The organism is Ascidiimonas aurantiaca (genome assembly GCF_037646345.1).
GTDB lineage: Bacteria > Bacteroidota > Bacteroidia > Flavobacteriales > Flavobacteriaceae > Ascidiimonas > Ascidiimonas aurantiaca.
In genome coordinates, this window is record NZ_JBBEWR010000015.1 from 88067 (window position 1) to 111731 (window position 23665).

Sequence of the window (23665 nt, forward strand, 5' to 3'; positions counted from 1 at the left end):
AAAAAATGATATTTTTGTATAAAAGAAAAATTCATGACGCTTTCCGAAGAGAATTACTTAAAAGCGATCTATCATCTTTCCCGGAACTATAAAGATGGTGTGCCTACCAATGCTATTGCTGAACAGATGGACACTAAGGCATCTTCGGTGACAGATATGCTGAAAAAATTATCGGAAAAAAAACTTGTCATATATAAGAAATACCAGGGTGTTAAACTAACCCGTGAAGGTCATTTATATGCTGCCAGGATAGTGCGTAAGCACCGTTTATGGGAAGTTTTTTTAGTAAAAAAACTAAATTTTGCCTGGGATGAAGTGCATGATGTTGCCGAGCAGCTCGAGCATATCAAATCTGAAAAACTTATAAAAGAGCTGGATAAGTTTTTAGAGTATCCCGACAGGGACCCTCACGGAGACCCTATTCCCGATCATGAAGGCAATATAAAAACACTATCAAAAACCACCTTATCTGCCTGTCAAAAAAATGACAAAGGTATTTGCGTGGGGGTTGCCGACACTTCTTCAGAGTTTTTAAAATACCTTGATAAACTACATATAGGACTGGGAAATACCATAGAGGTTATTAGTAAAGAGTCTTTTGATCAATCTATGAGCATTTTTAATAACGGCAGAGAATTAACAGTTTCTGCCATAGTAGCTCAAAACATTTACATTCAAAAATTATGACCTGTTCTTTTTTCTCATCTCGAAAAAACTTTCTTGTCGCAGGAATGTTTTTAGCGCTTATTTCCTGTAAAAAGTCAGCTACCACAAAAGATAACAGCATGTTACAGGTAGTTACTACCACTACAATGCTCACTGATCTTGTTACCACTATTGGTGGCGATGCTATTCACGTAAACGGGCTCATGGGCAGTGGTGTAGATCCTCATCTGTACAGGGCCAGTGAAGGAGATGTAAACAAACTGTTTCGAGCAGATCTCGTATTTTATAACGGCTTGCACCTGGAAGGCAAACTGGTAGATATATTTGAAAAAATGAATACCCAGAATATACACACCGTAGCGGTGGCGCATACACTTGAAAAGGATAAGTTAATACGTTCTGAGTATTTCGCGTCTAATTATGATCCGCATATTTGGTTTAATATCCGTTTCTGGAAAAAGATCACTCTGCTGGTAATTAATACATTAAAACAATCAGATCCTTCAAATGCAAGTGTGTTTGAAAAAAACGGACAAGAATTTCTTCAGGAGCTCAACCGGTTAGAACAGGATATTGGTAAGATTATAGAAGAATTGCCTGAAGAAAAAAGGATTCTTGTGACGGCTCATGATGCCTTTAACTATTTTGGAAATGCCTACGGTTTTGAAGTGGTAGGGCTCCAGGGACTTTCTACCGCTACCGAAGCAGGTGTACAGGATGTACAGAAACTTTCAGACTTTATAATCACGCATAAGATCAAAGCCATTTTTGTAGAAAGTTCAGTTCCACGCAAAACCATAGAAGCACTTCAGGCTGCGGTTCGGTCTAAAGGACATAATGTAACCATTGGCGGTACTTTATATTCTGACGCTTTGGGTAATCCCGGAACTCCCGAGGGAACCTATACAGGTATGTTCAGGTATAATGTAAACACTATTGTAAATGCGCTTAAGTAAAAAAAGTATATGATCGCAACACCTTACAAACAACCCTCTATAGCTATAAGCATAAATGACCTCACGGTAGCATATAACTACAAACCTGTGCTTTGGGATATTGATCTCGACATACCAGAAGGCGTACTTATGGCAATTGTAGGACCTAATGGTGCGGGAAAATCAACCTTAATAAAGGCTATTCTTGATATTATCAAACCCATAGCAGGAAGTGTTGCCATTTTTGGGAAACCTTATAAAAAACAAAATCATTTGGTGGCTTATGTCCCGCAAAAAGGAAGTGTTGACTGGGATTTCCCTACCACAGCCCTGGATGTGGTAATGATGGGCACCTACGGAAAACTAGGATGGATACGAAGGCCCGGGCAAAAAGAAAAAAAAGAAGCACTCGAAGCCCTGGAAAAAGTAGGCATGCTGGAGTTTAAATCAAGACAGATAAGTCAGTTAAGTGGCGGACAACAGCAGCGTATATTTCTTGCAAGGGCACTGGTTCAGGATGCAATGATATACCTTATGGATGAACCTTTTCAGGGAGTAGATGCCACCACCGAAAAAGCCATTATACGACTGTTAAAAGACCTTAGAGAAGAAGGCAAGACCGTAATTGTGGTGCATCATGATCTGCAAACAGTACCCGAATATTTTGACTGGGTGACCTTTCTAAATGTAAAAAAGATTGCCACCGGCCCCGTAAAAGATATTTTTAATGATAACAACCTTACCCAAACGTATGGAATTAATTATAAAGTGAGCATACAACCCTAACCCAAAAGCAACACATGAGCTTCGAAGAATACCTGTTACAGCTTTTTAACGATTATACCCTTCGCACCATTACTTTGGGCACAGCGGTACTGGGAGCCGTTTGTGGAATGTTGGGAAGCTTTGCCGTACTGCGCAGGCAGAGCCTTTTGGGAGATGCTATCTCACACGCTGCATTACCTGGTATTGCTCTTGCATTTCTTTTTACAGGCGCCAAAACAGGTACCGTATTAATGACAGGAGCACTTGTTAGCGGATTGATAGGTGCTTTCTGGATACGCGGTATCGTTACTAAAACACGCTTAAAATCAGATACTGCCCTGGGGCTTATTTTATCTCTATTTTTTGGATTTGGAATTTTATTGCTCACATTTATTCAAAAAATGCCCGATGCCAACCAGGCAGGCCTGGATACATACCTGTTTGGGCAGGCTGCTACACTGGTTGAGAGCGATGTATGGTTTATGTGTATCGTAACAGGAGTTAGTTTATTAGTATTATTGATTTTCTGGAAAGAGCTAAAACTTTTGCTTTTTGACGTAGATTATGCTAAATCCCTGGGGTTTAATACGCGTTTTCTGGACATTCTTATCACTTCATTTATTGTAATTGCCATTGTAATGGGACTGCAAACAGTAGGCGTAGTACTTATGAGTGCTATGTTACTGGCACCGGCAGCAGCGGCTCGCCAATGGACTAACCGGTTAGGAATAATGATTTTCCTGGGTGCGCTGTTCGGAGCGTTATCGGGTGTAGTGGGTACAGCCATTAGTGCCAGTTCAAATAATCTTTCAACAGGCCCGGTAATTGTGCTCGTAGCCGCCTTTTTTGTTATTATTTCTTTCATTTTTTCACCGGCGAGAGGTTTACTGTTCCGTGAGATCCGCTATCAAAAAAACAGAAACGATCTTCAAATGCATAAAACACTTGCTTTTATGTATAATATTGCCAAAGACCATGAAGATATATCGCATCCCCATGCCGTAAAAATACTTAACAACTTTCAGGGATATACCAGAAGATCCCTGAGTAAACTGGAAAACCGAGAATTTATTAAAGTTCACAGCGGCATGTGGTCCCTGACACCTAAAGGATATCATAAAGCTGTTAACCTATATACCCAACAGGACATACCCTATGACGAGCGCACAAATTGAAATACAATTAATTGCCAGTCTGGTTGCCGTAGCCTGCGCCATACCCGGAACATTTTTAGTGTTGCGAAAAATGGCCATGATAAGTGATGCCATAAGCCACTCTATTTTACCAGGTATCGTGGCTGGCTTTTTCCTAACTCAAGACCTCAACTCGCCTTTACTTATTGTTTTGGCGGCAATGACCGGAGTACTCACGGTACTCATAGTTGAATTTATTCAAAAAACAGGACTGGTAAAAGAAGATACTGCCATAGGGCTCGTATTTCCTGCTTTATTTAGTATTGGTGTGATTCTTATTGCTAAAAATGCAGATGATATACACCTTGATATAGATGCCGTTCTGCTAGGGGAACTCGCCTTTGCCCCTTTTGACAGGTTTGTCATAAATGGTATGGATATGGGGCCCAAATCGCTTTGGGTAATTGGCTCGATTTTGTTATGTACACTCATTTTATTACGTATTTTCTTTAAAGAACTCAAAATAAGCACCTTTGACCCCGAACTGGCAGCTGCTCTCGGCTTTTCTCCGGTAATAATTCATTATAGTCTCATGAGTATGGCTTCGGTAACCACCGTAGGGGCCTTTGATGCCGTAGGTGCCATTTTAGTGATAGCACTAATGATCGCCCCTCCTGCTACTGCCTATTTATTGACCGATGACCTTAAAAAAATGCTGGTACTATCCGTAGTGTTTGGGATTATAGGAGCACTCGCAGGATATTGGCTGGCACATGGGCTGGATGCTTCCATTGCCGGTTCTATAACTACCGTATTGGGTATTCTGTTCTTGGTCACTTATCTCGCTGCGCCTAAAAACGGACTTATCTCGGTACTTTATCGACAACGAAGACAACGTATTGAGGTACATTTGCTGGCCCTGTTACTCCATCTTCAAAATCATGAAGAAGAATCTGAAAGGCATATCAATCACCTTAATGAGCATATAAACTGGCAAAAAGTACAATCAAAATCAGTATTGGAGCTCGCTTTTAAAAATAATATGATCACGGTTGAAAACGATATTATAGCGCTCACCAAAAAAGGTGAGGACTTTACTTTAGAAGCGATCAATTATATTGTCAATAATAAAAGTGCCGCTCTTGAGGATATGAAAAAACGCTTTTTCCTTTTCAGGGGATAATCTCTGCCGGTGATGCAATGTCAGGACATATTTCTCCGGGAAATGAAATATGACAAATGTAATCTTTATCCAACTCCACTTTTTTTACTTGAAAAATCATATGCCCTATTCGGGTACCATAATCGTTTACTTCAAATGATTGCAATGGAATGGAAAGTCCCATACCATGTGCTTTTATAACAGACTCTTTTTGGGTCCAATACTCAAAAAAACATCTTTGTTGATCTTTAGCTCCTATGATACTTTTCCACTCAGAAAGTGTCATTTGAGATTTGAAATCAGCAGGATCAATATCGTGTATAACTTCTACATCTATACCTATGGTATGTGTGGGAGAGATGGCACAAACCACTATATTTCCCGAATGAGAAATATTAAACTGCACAGTATCGTTAGCCAGATAAGGCTTGTTATATTTTGTAAACTGCAGATCTTCGTACCGAAATGTTTTTTGTAGCTTTTGCATTCCTTTCTGGATCAACACCCACCCTATTAGGGATAATTGGGCATCCTGCCAACGCCTGAAACGGTATAACCGTTCTATGAACGCCTGGGGAAATCCTTTAGCATATCGGTCGAAAAGAAGTGTGTGTCTTTCCTGAGAAATGTAGGCATAATAAATATAGACCATTGCCCGTAAGCTGTTTTATATAGAATATTTAAAAAGGCGTAACACCCTACAAAACTAACAGAAAATTACAAAGTGTTCAGTTATATTTATTAAAACGTTCTTTTTTACCAGGGTACCCGTAACCCGGGTGAAAGTAAAACCTTGCATTGTAAACCACTTTTTTTTAGTAATTTACCTGATATACAACTCCTAAAACCATATCGGGATATAAATATTTTATAAAATGACAAATCTCTCTAATTTGTTACCCAATTTACCCTTCCTGAGTGAAGAACTCAAAAAAGAGATATACAATGCCTCTTCAGTAAAAGACATCCCTGAAAATACTACTATCTTAAGAGAGGGACAATATGTACAGGTAGTTCCTATAGTTCTCAACGGTGCTATAAAAGTATTTGCCAGATATGAGGAAAAAGACCTGTTGTTATACTATATACGCCCTAATGAAAGCTGTATCATGACCTTTAACGCCGGTTTACAAAACGAACCCAGTAAAGTTTTTGCAGAAGCTCTCGAGAACACAACAGCACTCCTGCTGCCTGTAGATAAAATATCAGGGTGGCTGCATACATATCCCGCTTTTAATACACTGTTCTACCAACAATATCATTTACGGTATAGTGAGCTGCTGGATACTATTAATCATATTCTTTTTGATAAGATGGATACACGCGTTTACGAGTACTTAAAAGAAAAAGCAGAGCTGCTGGGGCATAACCCTATAAAATATCGCATAAGCAAATTGCAGGTGATCTGGGTACAGCCAGAGAAGTAGTAAGCAGGATCATGAAAAAACTGGAAAATAACGGAAAGGTAAAACAACTTGGCAATAGTATAAAAATTGAAGTATAGTGACCTTAGTCACTGTATAATAGTTTTTACAGTGTTATTTTTAACTCATAAAATAATGAAGCACAAAGTATTTAAGTTTATAGTGGTATGTATTTTATGCCTGTGCATAATCACTGCTATTGTGCTTCTGGTTCAAATGTTTTATTAAATATTTATACTATGAAAAAAAATATGGGAAATGCAGACAGAATTATTAGGATAGTAATAGCTGCTGCTTTGGGAATTCTTTTTTACCAGGGAATTATAGCTGGCACACTGGGTATTGTACTTTTGGTACTGGCTGGTGTATTTGTATTGACAAGCTTTGTTGGTTTTTGTCCGCTTTATGCCCCTTTTGGGTTATCCTCCTGTTCAGTTAAGGATAACCAATAGAAAAGCGTGTTCATGCCTTTTGAAACAACCCGCATGAACACGTTTTTTAAATTTACTCTTTGGTAAAGACCCGGCAAGAACTTTACTCCGTATAAATTGTTTTTTTGACAATTACTTCTTTGTGTACATCTTATTCAAGAGAACACAAAAGCTATGGGTTTATTATGGTCCCTTTCTCAATTTTCAAGGTTTTCCATGTACCATTTTGCAGAACTTCTATCTCAATTGGTGTATTACCTTTTAATACCTTCAGGGTTTTGAAATAGAAATCACAATACTCAAGTGTTTCCAGCAATATCCCATTAATTGAGCGAACCTTATCTTCTAATTCCATTCCTGCTTTCTCTGCCACGGAGTTTTTCTGTATCTGGCTCACATAAACTCCGTGGTCATTACGATTAAGTTTAAAGCCAAAAGTAGTTCTGCCTTGTTTAGAGTAAGGATTGGTTAGCGGTTTCAAATACATTTCTTTATTCTGAAAATTCAAAGTGATAATAAAATGTTTGGCCAATTCGCTTCCTATTAAGTTATAATTATTGGAAGGGGTATAATATGCTTCCTGTGCCAGGATCGTTTGTTTTCCAATTTCAAGATTATCAAGTAAAATCACAGAACTCTCTTCCTGAATAACTCCGTTTGCTCCTATAGAACCTTCTCCCACAATCGTCACGACCTTATCATTGGCATATTTTTGCCCGGTTTTTTCAGTTAACGAAATAAATCCTCCATAGCCAAGATCTAACAGGAAAGATTCTTTTTTTCCATTTATTTTAAGAGTTATAAAGGGATTAAATGTTTTGTCCAGTTTTACCTTTATCCTGAAAGACCCGTCTATATGCGTTAGTTTATCTAACCGATCAGTCACTATTATATTTTTAGTCTGATAATCAATTTGCCAGATCGCATTTTTAATGATACCTTTTCCTATGAGTCCGCCGTTGGTATAACATTTTATTCTGGGTGCTTCATGAAAATCAAAATTTAAGGCGCCTACTTCCCGAAAATTCAGCCCGGCTATGGTTAATTCGGGTATTTTGGTAAGTCCTGTTTTAGACTTTACGCTGTTAACACTTCCCACTTCTACTTCGTAAATAGTGGCAATACCATTTTTTTCCATAGCCCAGGAAGTAATGGTATTATATCCTCCCGTGTCAAAAATATATTCATAGGTATCATTACCTATGGTAACCGGGATAATGAAATATCCAAAGCGATCTTCAAAAGGGATCTCTTTATAAAAATCAACATCGCTTAAATTAGCTGAATTGATAATTTGCAAGGTTTCTCCGGCACTTTGTCCATATATTGAATTGATAATAAAAAGCAGGATTAATGAAACAAATCTTATCATATAAGTATGTTTTCTTATTCATAAAGAAGCCATTTGCTAATAAATGGTTGCCTGCATCTTTAAAATTTAACTTTTAACTCTGTATTAAACCTTGCCAGGCTCCTTGTTTTAAGTTGTTTATCTTAAATGTTTACCATTTTTTTATACCTTTAATCATGATCATAGATTATGAAAATATACGATGATTGTTTACGAAAACGCTTTTATTAAACTCTGAAAACATGAAAAAAACGATCTTTCTTTCATTTACTCTTATTATTTTTTATGCTTGTGAAAAACCTATACAACTCCCGGTCGATGTTCTCAATGCAAACCTGGAAGCCACCAGTAATGGTACAGACTGGAGTTCCTTTCGGGGTAAAAAGTCGGTTTCTGAAATAAATACATTAATTGAGGGAAAGTCAGTGGCACAAAACCGGGTCATTGTAAATACAAAGCAACCGAACCTGCAAAAAAAAGAAATATTTACGGGTGATGAGCTTGTAAACATTATTCTAACAGGAGAAAACGAAAGCTGGATCGTATTATTCCAAAAAGGCGAGTATGTAGGTATGAATGCCATACCCCGAGAACCTGTAGCATTAAACCCGATAATCGCACTCATGGAAAAGGCAGATGACCTTACTATGAAAGATACTATATACAACAGTACAGCCACTTACATTTTGTACAGAGAAGAACCAAAAGAAAAATATGTTTTTGACAAAGAGAGCAAAATGCTACTGGCGTACATAACCAACAATCCTTATGGAGAATCGACTACGTTTTATTCTGATTACAGGGAAGTTAATGGTTTAATGTTCCCTTTTAAAGAAGTATTAGATATACCCGCTTCCGGCTATCAGGTAGAAACCGTGTATTCTGAAATTGAGGTAAACCCCAAATTTACAGACGGTTTTTTTGAGAAAGATAAAAGCTGGAATTCCCTGGCGGCCGGACAAACTATTCCTGATTTTGAAGTTCCCCTGTTAAATAGTGAAAAACTTCTTTCCAATAATAACCTCACCCAGAGAGTAACTCTTATTGATTTCTGGGCTACCTGGTGTAAACCCTGTATTAATGAATTCCCCAATATTAAAGAAAACTACCAGAAATATAAGGATAAGGGTTTTCAGGTGGTGAGTATATCAATTGATGAAGACCTGGAAAAACTACGAGCCTATTCAGACAAAAATCCTTTTCCCTGGGAATACAGTGCTTATACAGATAATGGTTTTGAAAGTGATATTGTGAAAAAATTTCAGGTTTTAGCTATTCCCAAGCCTGTTTTAATAGATAGTAAGGGAACGATCATTGCTATGGATAACGATGTAAGAGAGAAAAACCTTGCCAAAATACTAAAAAAGGTGTTAGAATAAATAAACCATTAACATAAAACCATCTCGGCCTTGAGATGGTTTTATGCTCTTTGTTATTTTTCCGGTTATTTAGTCATTTAAAGTTTACCGGTTACTAAAAACGCTTCCAGATCGTTGTGAAGATAGTGTCCGGTATTACTGTTGGTAAATATCACAAACCCCATGTCAAGTTCCTCATACATCCTTGCAAGGCAGCGAAAATCTCCATTGTTCCCTCCATGCCCAAAAGCCTTCCCAAGCGGGGTTTTCTTGAGAGCGAGCCCTAAACCAAAGAAATTCTCGTACCCTTCGGGTAATGGGTCTTCTTCATCTACCGGTATCACCGTTTGAATTTTAAGCATTTCATCATACGTTTCTTTTTTCAATCCTTTTCGATCAGATATGCCAATTAAAAAGTTGGCAAACGTTCTGGCTTCTGTGTGCATGGTTGAAGCTACTCCCGGACTTTCCGGCATATCTTTTAAAGAAGCCAGACCGTCATAATGCCCGTTTGCTTTTACTCTGGCCAGATAATCATTCCCCTGAAAAAACGTGTTCTCAAGGTTAAAAATACCTATCGCCTCTTCGCTTAAAGTTTCATCTATCGGCTTTTGGGTTATATGCTGTATTACTCTTTTTAAGTATTCAAACCCTTCTCCCGAGTATCCGTATCCCGTACCCGGCGTAAACTTAATATCTATCTTACCATCAGGGTTATTATAGGCCCAGTTAGGAAATCCGGTTTGGTGTGATAATACATGTCTGGCTGTTATTAATTTATAGCGTTCATCATGCGCGATCGCTTCAAAAGGTAGATATTGATATAAAGGTTTATCTATATCTATCATACCACGTTCTGCCAACCTCATAACGGCAAACCCAAAAACCGGTTTTGATATGGAAGCTGCTTCAAAAAGGGTGTTATGGTCAACTTTCTCTTGGGTAAAGGTACTTCTTACACCATATGTTTTGTGATATATCAACTTTCCTTCTTTAATGAGCGCCAGTGATACTCCCGGGATCTGATAGTACTCCATATAGTTTTCTACAAATGCATCTACCATGGTTGCTTTTTGAGGGGTAAACTCATGAAGAATACCTCTATCAGAGATGAGATCCGGAGCTTGTAAAGTGGTTAAATATATTGTAGGTGCTAACACTGCTTTCTCATGTTTAACCTCTACGGTATAGGTTGTATTTTTGATATCTATTCTATGAAAGTCACCCTTGTGTGTAATCTTTTCAATGGGTTGAGTGATCTTGTATGAACCAACAGGAAGATCAAGACGGTAATTTCCTGTTGAATCTACCCGCGTATTTACCCACAAACCGGGAGTATTGACAGAGGTAAACCGTACGTATTCAGGATATTTGTCTGAATCTTTATTTTTCCATACCAATTTCCCGCTAACGGTTCCTGTTTTTACCGCGCTTCCTGCCAGTATCACATCACCCAATCTGCCCGGATAACTACTTTTTCCCAATTTTTCGCCCCATGTAACGTAAGCATTGCTACTTTTCCCGTCATCTATATCTTTATCTACCAAAACAAAGTCCATACCTATGGCTTTATTTCTGGTAATCTTGTTTTTAAGCTTTACTTTGATCTCATAAATGGTAGCAGTGCCTTCCTGAACATAAGCAATTTCTACATCATCCCAATTCGTTTCTTTTTTTGAAGGATCCCAACTGGCCTTATAATCATTGGTTTTTCGAAAAACTTTTCCAAACTGGTACAGATCTACACCCGAGCCTCCGGGAGCATGATTTTCATTTATGTAAAAATTAAGGATATCTTGTGTATTCCAGCCCGCCGTATCTCTTGTATCTGTAATATACACATCATCAGTTACCATAACCATTACGTACAAGGCCTTTTCTGAAACGTTGTAGCCTACTTTAAAATATGCCTGAAAATCACCAGGATCATCAGAAGCTTTACCAATAGGCCTTTTTTCAATAGAATACTTTTTTAGTTCTTCAGGCCAGTCTGCTATATTTCCATCTACGGTAATATTTGTGATTGGGTACGCATAAGCCATTTCACCATTGGAAAATGCAAATGTGCTATTTGGTATATTATCGGCAAGTGCTGCCGAAGCAACTAAAAAACACGATAATAAAAGTAGTGATACGAGAACTTTATACTTTACATAAAAGTTTTCGCTTCCTAAAGATATAATGTTGGTTAACTTTTGATACATTTTAAATAGGTTTAGATTTATGTCTGTACTTGAAAATGTTTTTCCGGAAAAACAATTCGATATAAGGATGTTATTTTAAAAAAACTGTTACAGTTTTTTAAACAGGAGCATTTAAGTACCGTAACATCACTTAAAAAATGTTTTGGAGTCATTCGTATGATATAGGGCTATTGATAAATTATTGATTCACAAAAATTTGCAAAATGTAAAGCCACTACTTAAAATAAAAGCTATATCAAAAAGTAAAAATAACTGTCAGATAAACTGTTGACCTGCATAAGACATGGAATGTATTATTGAAGAATTTTAACTACATGTTATTTTAAAAATTGCTATTTTTAGCACGTGAAAAAAAGCTTTAGACAAAATATATTCGCATTTTTCTTTTTGTCAACCTTTCTGTTTTTAAGGGTTGCCAATGCACATACTTTTTCACATTTAAACGAAAGTGATGAGACCACTCACTGTGAGTTGTGTGAGATAATAACAGTATCTCAACAGCTTACCCCTTATCTTGATAATGCCTCAACGGATACTGAAGATAAAAATCATGCATTTTTTCAGTATCCACAAATAAATTTTGTTTATGAAGAGCCCCTTCATTGTATTGTTACTCCTGTTTTCTTCCACAATAAACCCCCTCCGGCTTTATAATCCTTAAAGGAATATGTTCTTTTGGCCCGTATAAATGTTTTATCAGGCATTTATTTTATGTATCCATCCTTAAAATAGATATTATGAATATCATTTAATATCACATAAACGGATTCCATGTTATTTTTTGCGGGCTACCCCTTGTAAATTCATAAAAGAACCATCCTTATTATCCACAAGGTCTATGGTGTGATCACCATGCCCTTATCGTATTTCATTATTGTTTACTGAGTGTCACTCTGCAATTGTCGCAGGTGCGCCAGTTACAAAGTATAGCTATCAGCTCACTTTAGATTAGAGGTACATGTATCGGTTCTATAAAAACATGAACCAAAGGTATGCTCAAACAAAAGAGTACTGTTCATTTTCCTCTTAAAACTAAAGAGTCAAAATACATTATATGCAAAACTTTCAATTCAGTTTTTTACATTACTCACTCTTTTTCCTGTTCGCCTGCGTTCACAATCTATGCTCAGCACAGGAAATAAACGGGTACGTACGCAACGGTGAAGGGCAGCCTATAGAAGCTGCAACCGTTAGAGCATATCCTGGCGGAAAATATGCCATTACAGACAGGAACGGGTATTTCCGCTTCTCCGGAAGAGATGCAAATGCTTTCCGGTTATTAGAAGTGAGTCATGTAGCCTACCTGACCGAACGAGTTGAACTTTCTGCATTAAAAGAACTCTCTGCACTGGAAATACGAATGACCGATGCAGTAACCGATCTGGAAGAAGTAACAGTTGTACAAACCCGTATTTTACAGGAAGTCATCAATAATTCACAATCGGTCGTATCCATAGATCAGGATTTTATTTCCAAGAACAGTACAGGAACTTTTTCAGGGGCTCTGGCAGCACTGCCCGGTGTAAATACCATGAATGTAGGTGTTGGTATTGCCAAACCCATGATAAGAGGTATGGGCTTTAACAGGATACTGGTAAACGACAGAGGTATAAAACGTGAAGGGCAACAATGGGGTTCAGATCACGGGCTCGAAGTAGATCCTTTTGATGTGGAACAGGTAGATATTATTAAAGGGCCTGCTACCCTTCTTTTTGGTTCAGACGGACTGGGAGGTGTCATCAACATTAAAGAAAATGAATCTTTGCCCGAAAACGGAAATGTATTGCATTACAGTACCGGTTATCAAACCAATAACGGTGCCATTTCAAACTCAATAGAATGGAAAAGCCGAAAAGACCAGTGGTTTTTTAGTACCCGTATTACACATCAGGATTACGGTGACTATACCGTTCCTTCCGATGAATTTACGTACGCCGGTTTTAATCTTCCCATTTTTGATAACCGACTTAAAAATACTGCAGGTAACGAAATCCATTTTAGTGGAGTTGCCGGGTATAAAACCCAAAACATAAAAACCAGTATTCGGTTTTCCAGTTTCAATCAAAAGGCAGGTATATTTACCGGAGCCATTGGTTTACCCAGGGTCTATAATCTGCAACACAATGGAGAATTCCGCGATATCGATATACCCCGGCAGGAAAATCATCACCATATGGTTACCAGTAATACTACCCTTTCCATTGGTTCTGACCGTTTGGAAGTAGATCTGGGATATCAACATAATATAAGAGAAGAATTATCATTTCCCGGCGCACATGGTGTATCACCCGATCAGGCAAATGGCAATCTGGCACTCGGTCTGTATCTGGATACATATACGGCCAATATGCGCTATGAGATCAATCCCGATTCAGATCGCCAATTCCTGTTTGGGGCTCAATTACAGTATATGAATAACGAAAGGGATGGTTTTGAGTTTTTATTACCAAATTTTAACAGTTTTCAATATGGTTTTTTCCATTATCAGTTGTGGAACCTCTCTACAAAATGGACCGTTAATGGCGGCATACGTTATGATTTGGGTAGTCATGATATCCAGCGCCATTTACAACCTGTATATGATAGAGGCACCCTGCAACCTACCGGTGATTTTACAGAGCGTACCCCTGAATTTGACAGACAGTTCTCCAATTTTAGCGGAGCTCTGGGAACTACTTACAGACTTAACGCACGAAACCTCTTTAAGCTCAACCTCGGCAACAGTTTCCGGTTCCCTACCGCTATAGAACTATCCAGTAATGGGGTACATCACGGTAATTTCAGGCATGAATTAGGTGATCCCGATTTAAAGATGGAAAGAGGCTATCAGGCAGATGTGACCTATGTACACCAATCTAATAACTTCTTTTTAGAAATAGCCGCGTTTTACGGGTATTATAACAATTACATATACCTGGCTCCTACCGGAAATTTTTCATTTCTGGCCTCAGGAGGTACTTTGTGGCAATACCGGCAAAATGATGCGGTTTTTAATGGCTTTGAGATCATGAGCAGTTATCGTTTTGCTTTCGGACTAAAAGCAGACCTGGCTGCCGATTTCGTACAAAATTTAAATCAGGATACCCGTCTACCGCTACCTCTTACCCCGCAACCATCTACCTCAATAAACCTGGAGTATAACCTTTTACCCTTATCAACAGTCTTCCGGGATAGCTACATATTCGTCTTGGGCCGATACAATTTTGCCCAAAACAGAACCGATAGGAACGAAAGAGACACCCCAAGTAGCTTTCTCTTAAACGCAGGGTTTGGTTTTGATATAAAACTATTTGGACAAACTACCAGGTTTAGAGTAAGTGCCAATAACCTTTTAAACACCGCCTATTTTAACCATATAAGCCGGTACCGATTGCTCAATTTACCCGAGCAGGGACGAAACATTGTGTTTTCCGCCAGTGTACCTATACACTTTTAAAGCTATGAGCATATGAACATGACTATTTTTTTAACCCTAAAATTAAATTCTATAAAAATGAGAAAACATGTAGTAATACCATTATGTAGTTTGTTTCTCTTTTCTTCCTGCTTAAATGAAGATGGAGACGACCTGACAGATCTGGCAGCACCTGCCATTTCTGCAAGCGATGGGCAAAGCAACGTGCAGCCAACGTTTTTTTTCAAAACTTCGATAGATGATCCTGAAATTCCGTTAGCATTTACTATTACCGATGCCACCGGAATACGTGAAATCAAAATAGAATCCCATAGCGGTTTTGACGGACACACCCACGGGAGATCAATGTTTGCGAGAAACCTTAAATTCAAGCTCTTCAACCATAATCAGGTAATTGGAGAAGAAGAAATTGGAAATTCCAATCAATTTACCTATACGTCAAATATTTATTTAGACGATCGTAATCCTGAAATTGCTTCCGATGAACTTATTCTGGCCGGCCCGTACCACTTTTCTATTCAGGCCACTGATATAGAAGGCAATGAAACCAATTATCGGGATAATTCTACCTACCATACCACGCTATACATTAATAAACCCTATGCTCCACAGGTAGAACTTACAGAGGTGAACACATCAGAAAATACCATTTCCGGCCGTATTTATAAAAACACATCACACGAGGCCTCTTCAGACATAACATTTCTTTGGATATATATTGAAGAACCTAATGAACGTACTCCTAATCAGGAAGGTACTATCATTGAAGAGTGGATATGGGGTAATTCTAACTGGCCTCACCAGTTTCGACCCAATAAGGGTCAAGACCTGCCCAACACACAGGAAATTGAAATAGAACAGCTACTGAGTGGTAACTCAGATTTTTTTAACGCCCTGCAAGGGAACAAACTGGTATTCTGGATAGAAGATACCAACGGTAATATTACAGTAAATCAATTTAATAACTAAAAAAATTTAACATGAAAAGATCAAATTTTAAATTCGTAACTTTTTTACTTAGCCTCATTTTTTTTACTTCCTGTAGTGATGATGATAACGGTTCTATAGATGAAGAGCCGGTGGCTTTAGAGTTTAGAGATATAGAAAGTGACTGGGTGCGCCTTTCTGTGATGCGTGACGGTAAAATAGACGTTATGCAGGCCAATACAGGCGAAATTGTATTTAGTGTAGAAGGGCAACTCGTAGATGGGGCCCGTTATTACACAAGTAACTCCGGGCGGTACCTTACCGTTATCGAGAGAAACGAAGGAAGAGTACGCTTTTTTGATTCCGGTATTGTAAACCATGATGATCACGGACATGAGTACGAGGCCAAATGGTTAAACCTTGGATTAAATACTCTCTTACCTACCCATTATGCCAGTACCGGCGGACATATTGTAATCTTCAATGACGGTGACGGTTCTATTTCATACATAAATGAGGCCCAACTGGAGATCCCTTCATATCAACCCGAGACGTTTGCTCTGGCAAACACCGTAGCGCATCATGGAGCCGGTTTCCGGTTAAATAATGGTATGTTCGTAGCTACTTTTAAGAATACCAACGAGCCCGGCGGAATTCCGCAAATGGTAAAATTCATTGATGCCAACGGAAATGTAATTGACGATAATGGCGGAGTAGAAGTGGTGGGAATTCACGGTGATGCCGTAAATGGCACCTATGGCGTTTTTGGTTCTACTGATGGAGTTATCCTGGTAGATAACCAAAATAATATTGACCTTATTCCCAATGTAGAAGGATTAAATGCAGAACGTTTCAACTGGTTAGGAACCTTAAAAGGGCATGATAATTCAGATCTGTTTTTTGCCAGATCCAGAAACCAGGGTGTTTTCATGATTGACCCTGCTGACAAGAGCCTTAGCAGCCTCTATAAGGGATCGGATGTTGTGGGAGATATGTACAGCTTTGACGGAGCCTACTATCTGGTACATACTTCAGATAATACCATACGGGTATTTGACGGACAAACCGGAAGCCCTATTACAGAAAGAACCATTGATATGGCCAATATCCCTCAGCCTGCGGCACAAAAAAGACCTTCAGAAACCGATATTTTACGAGATATGGAAGGACCCAGCCCGGTACTGGTATGTTCAGATAAGTTCCTCTATGTGCTGGCACCTAACAGAACACAGATAAAAGTATTGGAAATTAAAAGCCTGAAGCATGTACACACCATGGAACTGGGAGCACCTGCAGAGAGCATTATGAAAAACGGATTTTCAATAGAAGGAGAACAACATCCTGACTATAGCCACTAATAAACACTTTTTACCATATCATAACCCTGATCCGGAATTTACATTTCCGGATCAGGGTTATTTTTATTTCTGCACCGTTTTTAAACCAGACGTACTTAGAGTATAAAGAATACACTATTTCAAAAAAAGACTTAACGTAAGTTAAATTTTAAACTTCCCACCTCCAGCTCATCTTCCTCCTTGTCCAGCCTGACAATGATTAGCTTTTTCTTTTCATTTGGCTTTCCGTAATTGGTAAACATAGTGACTTTTAAAATAGTGGGTCCGGATATTTTTTGAACATTGTCAGCATAATAATCTGCCAGAATCTTTTAGTTTTACTTCTAAAGATCCCTGGGCAAAAACCTGCGAAAAAATGAGCAGGATCATGAATTGGGCCAATTTTTTCATAATGGATACTGTTTTGGTTATTGGCAGTAAAACTCTGTATTCATACTCATAAAAAAAATATACAACGAGTGAAAGGGCTATTTAAATGAGTTAACTATGCTATTTCTTACATTTATTTGTTGCATTTTTTAATTTCCCCGCAATTCAGTTTCGTGATTTTTCAGGTGTAAGTACCTGTATAGACGCTACAATTGAAAGTTGGGTTTTAGCAGAAAGGTAATTTCAATGCCTACCTATTATTTTCCTGAGGTAATTATTGTGAATGAATACTACTAGTCAATAACAATCCATAAGTAGCTGACCATTATTTTCAAAATCACTTAAAGGTTTTTTTAGCTCTGTTTGTGTGATCTCTTCCAAAGTATCCAGAACACCATTTTGCATAGCCAATGAGCCACATAACATAATGGCGCCGCCACTGGTAAGTGTTTGGGCTACTTTTTCCTTATGCTGAAATAAAATATCCTGAACATAGGATTTATGGACTGTACGAGACAAAGCAATTTGGTAATCATCAAGTGTGTTTTTTGAAAGGGCCTCTTCAATATAATCTTTATAATAATCAAAAGATGTTTCCGTGCGTCCGCCCCATGTCAATCGCGTAGTCACCTCTCGGTTTTCAATAAGCATTCCCAAATAAGGAGCTATTCCTGTTCCGTTAGCAACCATCCAAACTGAGGAAGCCTGTCTGGGAAAGTGGAAGTTTGTATTGTTTTCTATACTGCCGGTAATAGTATCGCCTATTTTAGAATGGCACAGATAGGTTGAACAGATACCTTTGGGATGCCACTTTACGCTTAATAAAATATCATTTTCCATTTTTGCAATGGAATATTTACGAATAACCAGAGGATCTTCGGGGGGGATAATATTGAGTAGATCTCCTGATTGAAAACGTATTCTTTTTTTCGAGGGCCGCAGTCTTATTAAAGCTGTATTATCTGTATTTAGCGGTGTGCGCTCAATTACTTTAAAGGAGTATTCTTTTAATTTTTTTTCAGGGAGATTGGGTAATGTTACCTTCAACTGCATTCCGGTTTGTTCATTCCATGCCTTCACCCAATCCATAAATGCACTATGTGACTGATCGTTGATCTTTGCCAAAGGCTGTACAGAAACAAAATTTGAATGGTTTGACAACCACGTATGTACTTTAACTGCGAATAGGCAATAGTGCGGGTAGCGCAAAGAGCCAAATCCCACAACCGAGAATTGTAGTGATTTATGTGGGGTAACCTTCTTAAATACTTGTTCAAATTTTCGGGCGCTTGCCGGTGGGTCACCATCGCCATATGTTGCTGTAAAAATTATAAGATGTGAAGCCTTTTCATATGTGCTATATGCATTTAGTGTTGAAAGATAAACGGTTTTACCTGCCTTTTCAAGTGCTTTGTGAAATGCATTTGCAAACGTATGGGTATTCCTTGTTTCTGACCCTACCAGTATCACATACTCAGCTTCATCCTTTGTATATTTTACTACTGCTTTTTTATATCTGCGCCTGCGTTTTATACTCATTTGGAGCCCGGAATATATAAAAAACAGAATACTCAAACTGGCTATCAACAAGACAACTGACCAAAATATACTGCCCTGACCGGTATGCCATTTCAAACTCCATCTAGAAGCCAGTAAAACAAACGGATATGGTATTTCACTCAATACCTCTCCCGAATACTGGTGTACAAGTATCTCCCGGTCCCTAAGTGCTAATTCAAAATAATCTTCCGGAGCATCAGAAAACGGAAAAATAAGTTTTCGAACTTCACTAAGTCTGGTACTCTCAAAAAGTGCTATGTTTTGAGGTACCAGCTCCGCATCAAAATCAGCAATGCTTTCCAATTGATGTGCCATTTTTACTTCCGGAAGTAATGCAAACTTTTCAGCCGAAAGATACACTCCGGTCAGAGCAATAATACTAATAGGTAGTAAAAACCATCTGCTTAGAATTACGTGATAACGTTGGCCAAAATTGCTTTCCTGTACTTTTGAGAACCACTTTTTGAAACCTCCCTGACGTTGTGCCAGAAGAAAAACTCCTGAAATGGCAATAAAAAAAAGCAATAGAGAAACGATACCCACAAATGCCCGCCCTACACTTTTCAGGAACAGAGAACGGTGTAAATTGGTCACAAAACTGAAAAAGGCCGATGGCGGTGATACTTCACCCAGTTTATCTCCGGTTTCGGGGTCGATATATAGGTTGGCACTTTCTCCGTCTTTAGTAAGAACGGATACTTTTACAAAGCCTTCCGGGGTAATCTCCAGTTCTAGTACCTCTGCATATCTGTTTTTTAATACAGTAATTGTTTGTGAAAGCTGTACATTATCCAGGCTAACGGTTTTGTAGGGCTGTACTGTGTCTTTTATAGGTTGTATTGCCAAAATGGCCCCTGTTAAAGAGGCCATTAATAGAAATACCGCAGAGACGGTTGCCAGCAAAAAATGACTATATCGCCATAGGGAACCCATCACGTAATAAATGCTATTGAGGTATCATTCTAACATAGCGTATCCAACCCTTACCTTCCAGTTTACTTTTTAAATTTTCGGAGGTTAATTCAAACTCTATATCCGATTCATAATATTCCTGATCTTCTACAGCAGTTTCAAACCGAAGACGGTATCCTGCATCTATTTTATCAGATGGTATTTTGATAACACTCACACTACGCTCACCTCCGGCAATAGTCTCTCCTGAAATGGCATCAATATCAGGGCGACGTTTTCCATAAAATTTCCACCATTCGGTAATATCACTATACCATTCCGGGTCTTTGCCTAAAACATAAAGTGTTTCCTCATATTCACCTTCGGGGTTTATAAGTGAGATTACTATGTAAGCCCCTTCACCCGTATAGTTGATCATTTGTACCATGCATTTTACGGTAGTTTTTTCAGCAGGCTGGGTGAAAGCCAGTAAAGAAAGAAGAGTTATAAGTAGTACGGGAGCTCTTTTAAAAATTCTTCTCATTTTATCTTAAAAAGTTTAGTTCTGTTTGTTGCTTTTGAAGTAATTCATTTTCCAGTGCAAGATCATACACTGACTCGTCAAAGTCTGTTTTTACTTCTTTGCTGGCTCCATTGTTGAGCAAAAACTTCAGAATATCTATATTGGTAGCTTTCATAGCTGCCAGATGAAGAGGAGTAAGCCCCTCTTTGTTTTTAGTATTTATTGGAACATCAAACTGCTTTATCCTTTTAAGTAAAGAAAGATTGTTCTTTTTTACACTCAGGTGCCAGAGGGTTTGCGCATCAGCCTGCGTTTCATTCATATTTAAACCCGATTTCTGTAAAAGTGCTAATTTTTGGTCAAATGCCTCTGCATTTTCGTCACTATAACCGTTAATTACATAGTGAGCGAGCGTATTGCCATCATTATCTTTTGTATGGATATCTGCATTTTTATCCAGAAGAAACTTAACTACCTCAGGACTATTGCTTTGCGTGGCAAGAGTTAATGCTGTTTGTCCTTTTTTATTAGTCAGGTTTACATCTGATACATGATTTGCAAGAAAGGCCACAATTTCCAGATCGTTGCTATAAGCAGCATTCATAAAGGCATTGTTCCCATTACTATCTGGTATATTAATATCAACTCCTTTTTCAATAAAATAATTAAAGATAGCCAGATCTTTATTCTTATAAGCAATTGCGTGCATCGGGGTAACACCATCATTATTGACCACATTAGGCTCAAGCCCCAGACTCTCGAGATATTTATACGTTTCTAAAGTATTGGAAGTGCTGCGTGTTCCCTTGCTTGCAAAAATAAAGGCATTACCTCCTTTTTTATTAGGTGTTTTATAATCTACGCCTTTTTCAATAAGCAGGTTCAGGAAAGAAATATTTCCCATTTTTGCAGCATAATTGAAAATTCCGTTCCCGTTGTCATCTTTACTGTGCAGATCTACACCTTTTGCCGTAAAATAGTTAATAAGGGCTTCATCTTTTAGGAAGGGGGCTACTAAAAGTAATGCATTAGCTCCATCATGATTTTTTTCTGTCACCGGATTGCCTCCAAGGGCTATAATAAAATCGTATAATTCTCTATCTTGTTGTCCTGATACTGCGGTAAAATTAAGCAAGGAATATCCGTGACTGTCTATAATATCGGTTTTAGCACCTTTACTAACCAGATATTTCATGATTTCCATATTATTTTTATAAGCTGCCCAGAAAATATAGGTTCGCCCGTCGTGTGTAAGTTTGTTTACACCATTACCATCCTGTTCCAGTAAAAACTTTACGATCTCATTATCTGCTTTTTCTATCAATGCCCAGCAAACCGCATCAAAGGCATTTTGATTAAGTTGCGTGGGGTCATTTCCCAAAGCCATATCATTCTTTACCTGCTGTAAAGAAGGCCCGGATTTCCAATAGTCTCTTGCCAGAAACACATTTTCCTGTGCTATGACACTCGCTCCTGTTAATAGAAAAATGAGTGCTATAATAGCTATGTTAACTATTTTCATATTATGATTTTTTCACAAAAGACTCGATAACTTCACTAATATCTGCCGCGGCCTGATATTCTTCGGAAAAAAGATATTTATACAATGTTTTATTATCAACTTTAGATTCAAGGGATAGATCTTTATTGCGGGCAAATATTTCATCCCATTTAGAACGCACCAGAGACCATTTTTCCTGATGCTCTGCCCACCATTTGCTAGCTCCGGCACAACGACTGTCATCCACACGTTTATATACGTTGTACCCTTTTTCTTTAGCTATTATAATATCTTCTTTTCCAGCTTCTCGTAGTACTTTGTCATTGTCCTGATCATGTACCCAGCCATAGGGGGTGATCTCCTGCCGGTTACCTCTTACGGTTACATTATAGTCACTTCTCGTGGTGTATTCTCTTCTAGGTAAAGGAGCATCTGTTGTATTTTCCCAATAACTTTTTCCATCTACATGTACCCATGTAGCTGAACCTTCGTAACGGGGACTGTCATCTACCTGATAGACTTTTTGGGTCCACTGCCCTTTTACTTCACTTTTTGGCTTCTTGATGTATTTCCAGTTATTATCACCGTCATACATATAAAAATCCTGGTTTTCATATATCCAATCCTGTCTCCAGTGCTTTATTATATAAGGGTTAGAAGCCTCTCCCATTTGAAGGATATGCTGAATGACAATTTTCCCTTTTTCATCGGTTACCAATTGTGCCCACTCCAAACCTACATCAAGTTTTGTTTTGGAAGGCTGGTAAAGTGAGTCCTTACTGTAATTGAAAGTCTCAGCAAAATTGAACGTAACTTCGTAACAGCCGCACATTTTTTTAATGGCATCGGCATCCAAGTTTTTTTTGCTTTGCGCATTTGCCCCAAAAAGTGTAAATAAAATAAACGGAAGATAAATTGCTATTTTCATCGCAAGATTGTTTTTTATTGAATTATTGCGCAAAAATAACTATTTAAATTTAATCTAAATAAAACCAGTGAAATTATTTTGAATGGTTTTATTTTTTTCTTGAATGTGAAAATGCGATTGTCACTTGGTTTATTTTACTTGTTTCATTTACAAGACATTTCAAGGGTGTCTTTTAAAATTGCTATATATATGCTTTAGGATATATTTAGATCTGTCATACACAAAAGCATCGGATTAAAAAAATATCGAACAAATTTTTAAAAACGCTCTCTACGGACAATTAACTTACGACGGAATTATAACGGAATTTGAGAATATAGAGTCAATGATTGGCGAGCTTGAATTTTTCACGACCGACAATGACCGAAGTACAACTGGATTTCAAAACCAACGATTATACGAACTGGACTGGTGGAAATATGATTTTGGAAATTTAGAAAATATGCCGATTAAAGAATTGACCAACCGAATGAACACAAGTCCAATCCATATTGGAAAAGGACGAAAAATGTCTGATTATACCTATTCGACTAAAGAAATGAGGAAATTAATAATGGGATAAAAACGGTTTACAACAATGTATAACCGCAATTACGGCGGATTCGACTACGTCCGAATCCACTCGGAATTGCTAACGCCAGTGCTAAACCGAAAATAATCGCTTATTTAACCCGTAACTGACGGTTATACGAGACCGTTAAGCAACATTTGCACAAAACAAACTTTTTACTTACTTTTGACGTTAGTAACGTAAAACAAAAGTA

21 protein-coding genes are annotated in these 23665 nt (G+C 38.1%); 13 read left to right on the forward strand and 8 right to left on the reverse strand.

What is annotated here, in order from left to right; all coding sequences use genetic code 11:
• The first annotated feature begins 33 nt into the window (after positions 1-33).
• From WAO84_RS14840 to WAO84_RS14860, 5 genes are read left to right on the forward strand one after another with little or no spacing between them, the layout of a single operon-like run.
• Complete coding sequence (locus tag WAO84_RS14840; protein ID WP_340066783.1) at positions 34-687, forward strand: metal-dependent transcriptional regulator; 654 nt, start codon at positions 34-36, stop codon at positions 685-687.
• The gene (locus WAO84_RS14845; protein ID WP_340066784.1) at positions 684-1622 is read left to right on the forward strand and encodes a metal ABC transporter solute-binding protein, Zn/Mn family; all 939 of its coding nucleotides are present in this window, start codon (positions 684-686) and stop codon (positions 1620-1622) included. Before WAO84_RS14840 ends, WAO84_RS14845 begins: the two co-directional genes overlap by 4 nt.
• 9 nt (positions 1623-1631) lie before the next feature.
• Positions 1632-2387, forward strand: a complete 756-nt coding sequence (locus WAO84_RS14850) for a metal ABC transporter ATP-binding protein (RefSeq protein WP_340066785.1) — start codon at positions 1632-1634, stop codon at positions 2385-2387.
• 14 nt (positions 2388-2401) lie between these two features.
• A complete protein-coding gene (locus tag WAO84_RS14855; RefSeq protein ID WP_340066786.1) occupies positions 2402-3541 on the forward strand; it encodes a metal ABC transporter permease in 1140 nt (379 codons plus the stop codon).
• Positions 3522-4682, forward strand: a complete 1161-nt coding sequence (locus WAO84_RS14860) for a metal ABC transporter permease (protein WP_340066787.1) — start codon at positions 3522-3524, stop codon at positions 4680-4682. Before WAO84_RS14855 ends, WAO84_RS14860 begins: the two co-directional genes overlap by 20 nt.
• Here the strand turns inward: WAO84_RS14860 and WAO84_RS14865 are convergent.
• Complete coding sequence (locus WAO84_RS14865) at positions 4672-5313, reverse strand: 4'-phosphopantetheinyl transferase family protein (RefSeq protein ID WP_340066788.1); 642 nt, start codon at positions 5311-5313, stop codon at positions 4672-4674. The two genes, WAO84_RS14860 and WAO84_RS14865, sit on opposite strands and share 11 nt — an antisense overlap.
• Positions 5314-5536: 223 nt before the next feature.
• On the opposite strand from WAO84_RS14865, the gene WAO84_RS14870 reads away from it, so the two are divergent.
• From WAO84_RS14870 to WAO84_RS14875, 3 genes are all read left to right on the forward strand, one after another.
• The gene (locus tag WAO84_RS14870; RefSeq protein ID WP_340066789.1) at positions 5537-6088 is read left to right on the forward strand and encodes a Crp/Fnr family transcriptional regulator; all 552 of its coding nucleotides are present in this window, start codon (positions 5537-5539) and stop codon (positions 6086-6088) included.
• Positions 6067-6165 carry a hypothetical protein gene (locus tag WAO84_RS17230; protein WP_422614491.1) on the forward strand — a complete coding sequence of 33 codons (99 nt, stop codon included), beginning with the start codon at positions 6067-6069 and terminating at the stop codon, positions 6163-6165. Before WAO84_RS14870 ends, WAO84_RS17230 begins: the two co-directional genes overlap by 22 nt.
• Positions 6166-6324: 159 nt before the next feature.
• Positions 6325-6537, forward strand: a complete 213-nt coding sequence (locus tag WAO84_RS14875) for a YgaP family membrane protein (protein WP_340066790.1) — start codon at positions 6325-6327, stop codon at positions 6535-6537.
• 151 nt (positions 6538-6688) lie between these two features.
• Here WAO84_RS14875 and WAO84_RS14880 read toward each other — a convergent pair whose 3' ends face one another.
• Positions 6689-7888, reverse strand: coding sequence for a PDZ domain-containing protein (locus WAO84_RS14880; RefSeq protein WP_340066791.1), 1200 nt, complete (start codon positions 7886-7888; stop codon positions 6689-6691).
• A gap of 221 nt (positions 7889-8109) precedes the next feature.
• On the opposite strand from WAO84_RS14880, the gene WAO84_RS14885 reads away from it, so the two are divergent.
• Positions 8110-9246, forward strand: a complete 1137-nt coding sequence (locus tag WAO84_RS14885) for a TlpA family protein disulfide reductase (RefSeq protein WP_340066792.1) — start codon at positions 8110-8112, stop codon at positions 9244-9246.
• A gap of 77 nt (positions 9247-9323) precedes the next feature.
• On the opposite strand, the gene WAO84_RS14890 is transcribed toward WAO84_RS14885, so the two are convergent.
• On the reverse strand, positions 9324-11429 hold the full coding sequence (locus WAO84_RS14890; RefSeq protein ID WP_340066793.1) for a serine hydrolase: 2106 nt from the start codon (positions 11427-11429) through the stop codon (positions 9324-9326).
• Positions 11430-12483: 1054 nt separating this feature from the next.
• Between WAO84_RS14890 and WAO84_RS14895 the strand changes: the two genes are divergently transcribed.
• From WAO84_RS14895 to WAO84_RS14905, 3 genes are read left to right on the forward strand one after another with little or no spacing between them, the layout of a single operon-like run.
• Entirely contained in the window at positions 12484-14865 is a 2382-nt protein-coding gene (locus tag WAO84_RS14895; protein WP_340066794.1) for a TonB-dependent receptor, read from the forward strand.
• Between the two features lie 57 nt (positions 14866-14922).
• Complete coding sequence (locus WAO84_RS14900; RefSeq protein ID WP_340066795.1) at positions 14923-15813, forward strand: DUF4625 domain-containing protein; 891 nt, start codon at positions 14923-14925, stop codon at positions 15811-15813.
• An 11-nt stretch (positions 15814-15824) separates the two neighbouring features.
• Complete coding sequence (locus WAO84_RS14905) at positions 15825-17129, forward strand: hypothetical protein (protein WP_340066796.1); 1305 nt, start codon at positions 15825-15827, stop codon at positions 17127-17129.
• Between the two features lie 131 nt (positions 17130-17260).
• Here WAO84_RS14905 and WAO84_RS17235 read toward each other — a convergent pair whose 3' ends face one another.
• The 5 genes from WAO84_RS17235 to WAO84_RS14925 all read right to left on the reverse strand — a co-directional run bounded on the left by WAO84_RS17235 (position 17261) and on the right by WAO84_RS14925 (position 22901).
• A complete protein-coding gene (locus WAO84_RS17235; RefSeq protein WP_422614492.1) occupies positions 17261-17437 on the reverse strand; it encodes a DUF2135 domain-containing protein in 177 nt (58 codons plus the stop codon).
• A gap of 358 nt (positions 17438-17795) precedes the next feature.
• Complete coding sequence (locus WAO84_RS14910) at positions 17796-19991, reverse strand: PepSY domain-containing protein (protein WP_340066800.1); 2196 nt, start codon at positions 19989-19991, stop codon at positions 17796-17798.
• 13 nt (positions 19992-20004) lie between these two features.
• Positions 20005-20493 (reverse strand): DUF2271 domain-containing protein, encoded by a 489-nt coding sequence (locus WAO84_RS14915; protein ID WP_340066797.1) that lies wholly within the window; start codon positions 20491-20493, stop codon positions 20005-20007.
• Position 20494: 1 nt separating this feature from the next.
• Positions 20495-21994 (reverse strand): ankyrin repeat domain-containing protein, encoded by a 1500-nt coding sequence (locus WAO84_RS14920; RefSeq protein WP_340066798.1) that lies wholly within the window; start codon positions 21992-21994, stop codon positions 20495-20497.
• Between the two features lies 1 nt (position 21995).
• On the reverse strand, positions 21996-22901 hold the full coding sequence (locus tag WAO84_RS14925) for a DUF6607 family protein (protein WP_340066799.1): 906 nt from the start codon (positions 22899-22901) through the stop codon (positions 21996-21998).
• Between the two features lie 244 nt (positions 22902-23145).
• On the opposite strand from WAO84_RS14925, the gene WAO84_RS17240 reads away from it, so the two are divergent.
• Positions 23146-23463: a DUF6933 domain-containing protein gene (locus WAO84_RS17240; RefSeq protein WP_422614493.1), complete on the forward strand. Its 318-nt coding sequence runs from the start codon at positions 23146-23148 to the stop codon at positions 23461-23463.
• Positions 23464-23665: the final 202 nt, after the last annotated feature.

What these genes read in the sequence shown, in the direction of transcription:
- WAO84_RS14850 (WP_340066785.1), top strand. Translation starts at nt 1,632, where the DNA reads ATGATCGCAACACCTTACAAACAACCCTCTATAGCTATAAGCATAAAT.
- WAO84_RS14890 (WP_340066793.1), bottom strand. Translation starts at nt 11,429, where the DNA reads ATGTATCAAAAGTTAACCAACATTATATCTTTAGGAAGCGAAAACTTT.
- WAO84_RS14860 (WP_340066787.1), top strand. Translation starts at nt 3,522, where the DNA reads ATGACGAGCGCACAAATTGAAATACAATTAATTGCCAGTCTGGTTGCC.
- WAO84_RS14900 (WP_340066795.1), top strand. Translation starts at nt 14,923, where the DNA reads ATGAGAAAACATGTAGTAATACCATTATGTAGTTTGTTTCTCTTTTCT.
- WAO84_RS14915 (WP_340066797.1), bottom strand. Translation starts at nt 20,493, where the DNA reads ATGAGAAGAATTTTTAAAAGAGCTCCCGTACTACTTATAACTCTTCTT.
- WAO84_RS14845 (WP_340066784.1), top strand. Translation starts at nt 684, where the DNA reads ATGACCTGTTCTTTTTTCTCATCTCGAAAAAACTTTCTTGTCGCAGGA.
- WAO84_RS14895 (WP_340066794.1), top strand. Translation starts at nt 12,484, where the DNA reads ATGCAAAACTTTCAATTCAGTTTTTTACATTACTCACTCTTTTTCCTG.
- WAO84_RS14885 (WP_340066792.1), top strand. Translation starts at nt 8,110, where the DNA reads ATGAAAAAAACGATCTTTCTTTCATTTACTCTTATTATTTTTTATGCT.
- WAO84_RS14880 (WP_340066791.1), bottom strand. Translation starts at nt 7,888, where the DNA reads ATGATAAGATTTGTTTCATTAATCCTGCTTTTTATTATCAATTCAATA.
- WAO84_RS14875 (WP_340066790.1), top strand. Translation starts at nt 6,325, where the DNA reads ATGAAAAAAAATATGGGAAATGCAGACAGAATTATTAGGATAGTAATA.
- WAO84_RS14905 (WP_340066796.1), top strand. Translation starts at nt 15,825, where the DNA reads ATGAAAAGATCAAATTTTAAATTCGTAACTTTTTTACTTAGCCTCATT.
- WAO84_RS14855 (WP_340066786.1), top strand. Translation starts at nt 2,402, where the DNA reads ATGAGCTTCGAAGAATACCTGTTACAGCTTTTTAACGATTATACCCTT.
- WAO84_RS14910 (WP_340066800.1), bottom strand. Translation starts at nt 19,991, where the DNA reads ATGGGTTCCCTATGGCGATATAGTCATTTTTTGCTGGCAACCGTCTCT.
- WAO84_RS14870 (WP_340066789.1), top strand. Translation starts at nt 5,537, where the DNA reads ATGACAAATCTCTCTAATTTGTTACCCAATTTACCCTTCCTGAGTGAA.
- WAO84_RS14920 (WP_340066798.1), bottom strand. Translation starts at nt 21,994, where the DNA reads ATGAAAATAGTTAACATAGCTATTATAGCACTCATTTTTCTATTAACA.
- WAO84_RS14840 (WP_340066783.1), top strand. Translation starts at nt 34, where the DNA reads ATGACGCTTTCCGAAGAGAATTACTTAAAAGCGATCTATCATCTTTCC.
- WAO84_RS14925 (WP_340066799.1), bottom strand. Translation starts at nt 22,901, where the DNA reads ATGAAAATAGCAATTTATCTTCCGTTTATTTTATTTACACTTTTTGGG.
- WAO84_RS14865 (WP_340066788.1), bottom strand. Translation starts at nt 5,313, where the DNA reads ATGGTCTATATTTATTATGCCTACATTTCTCAGGAAAGACACACACTT.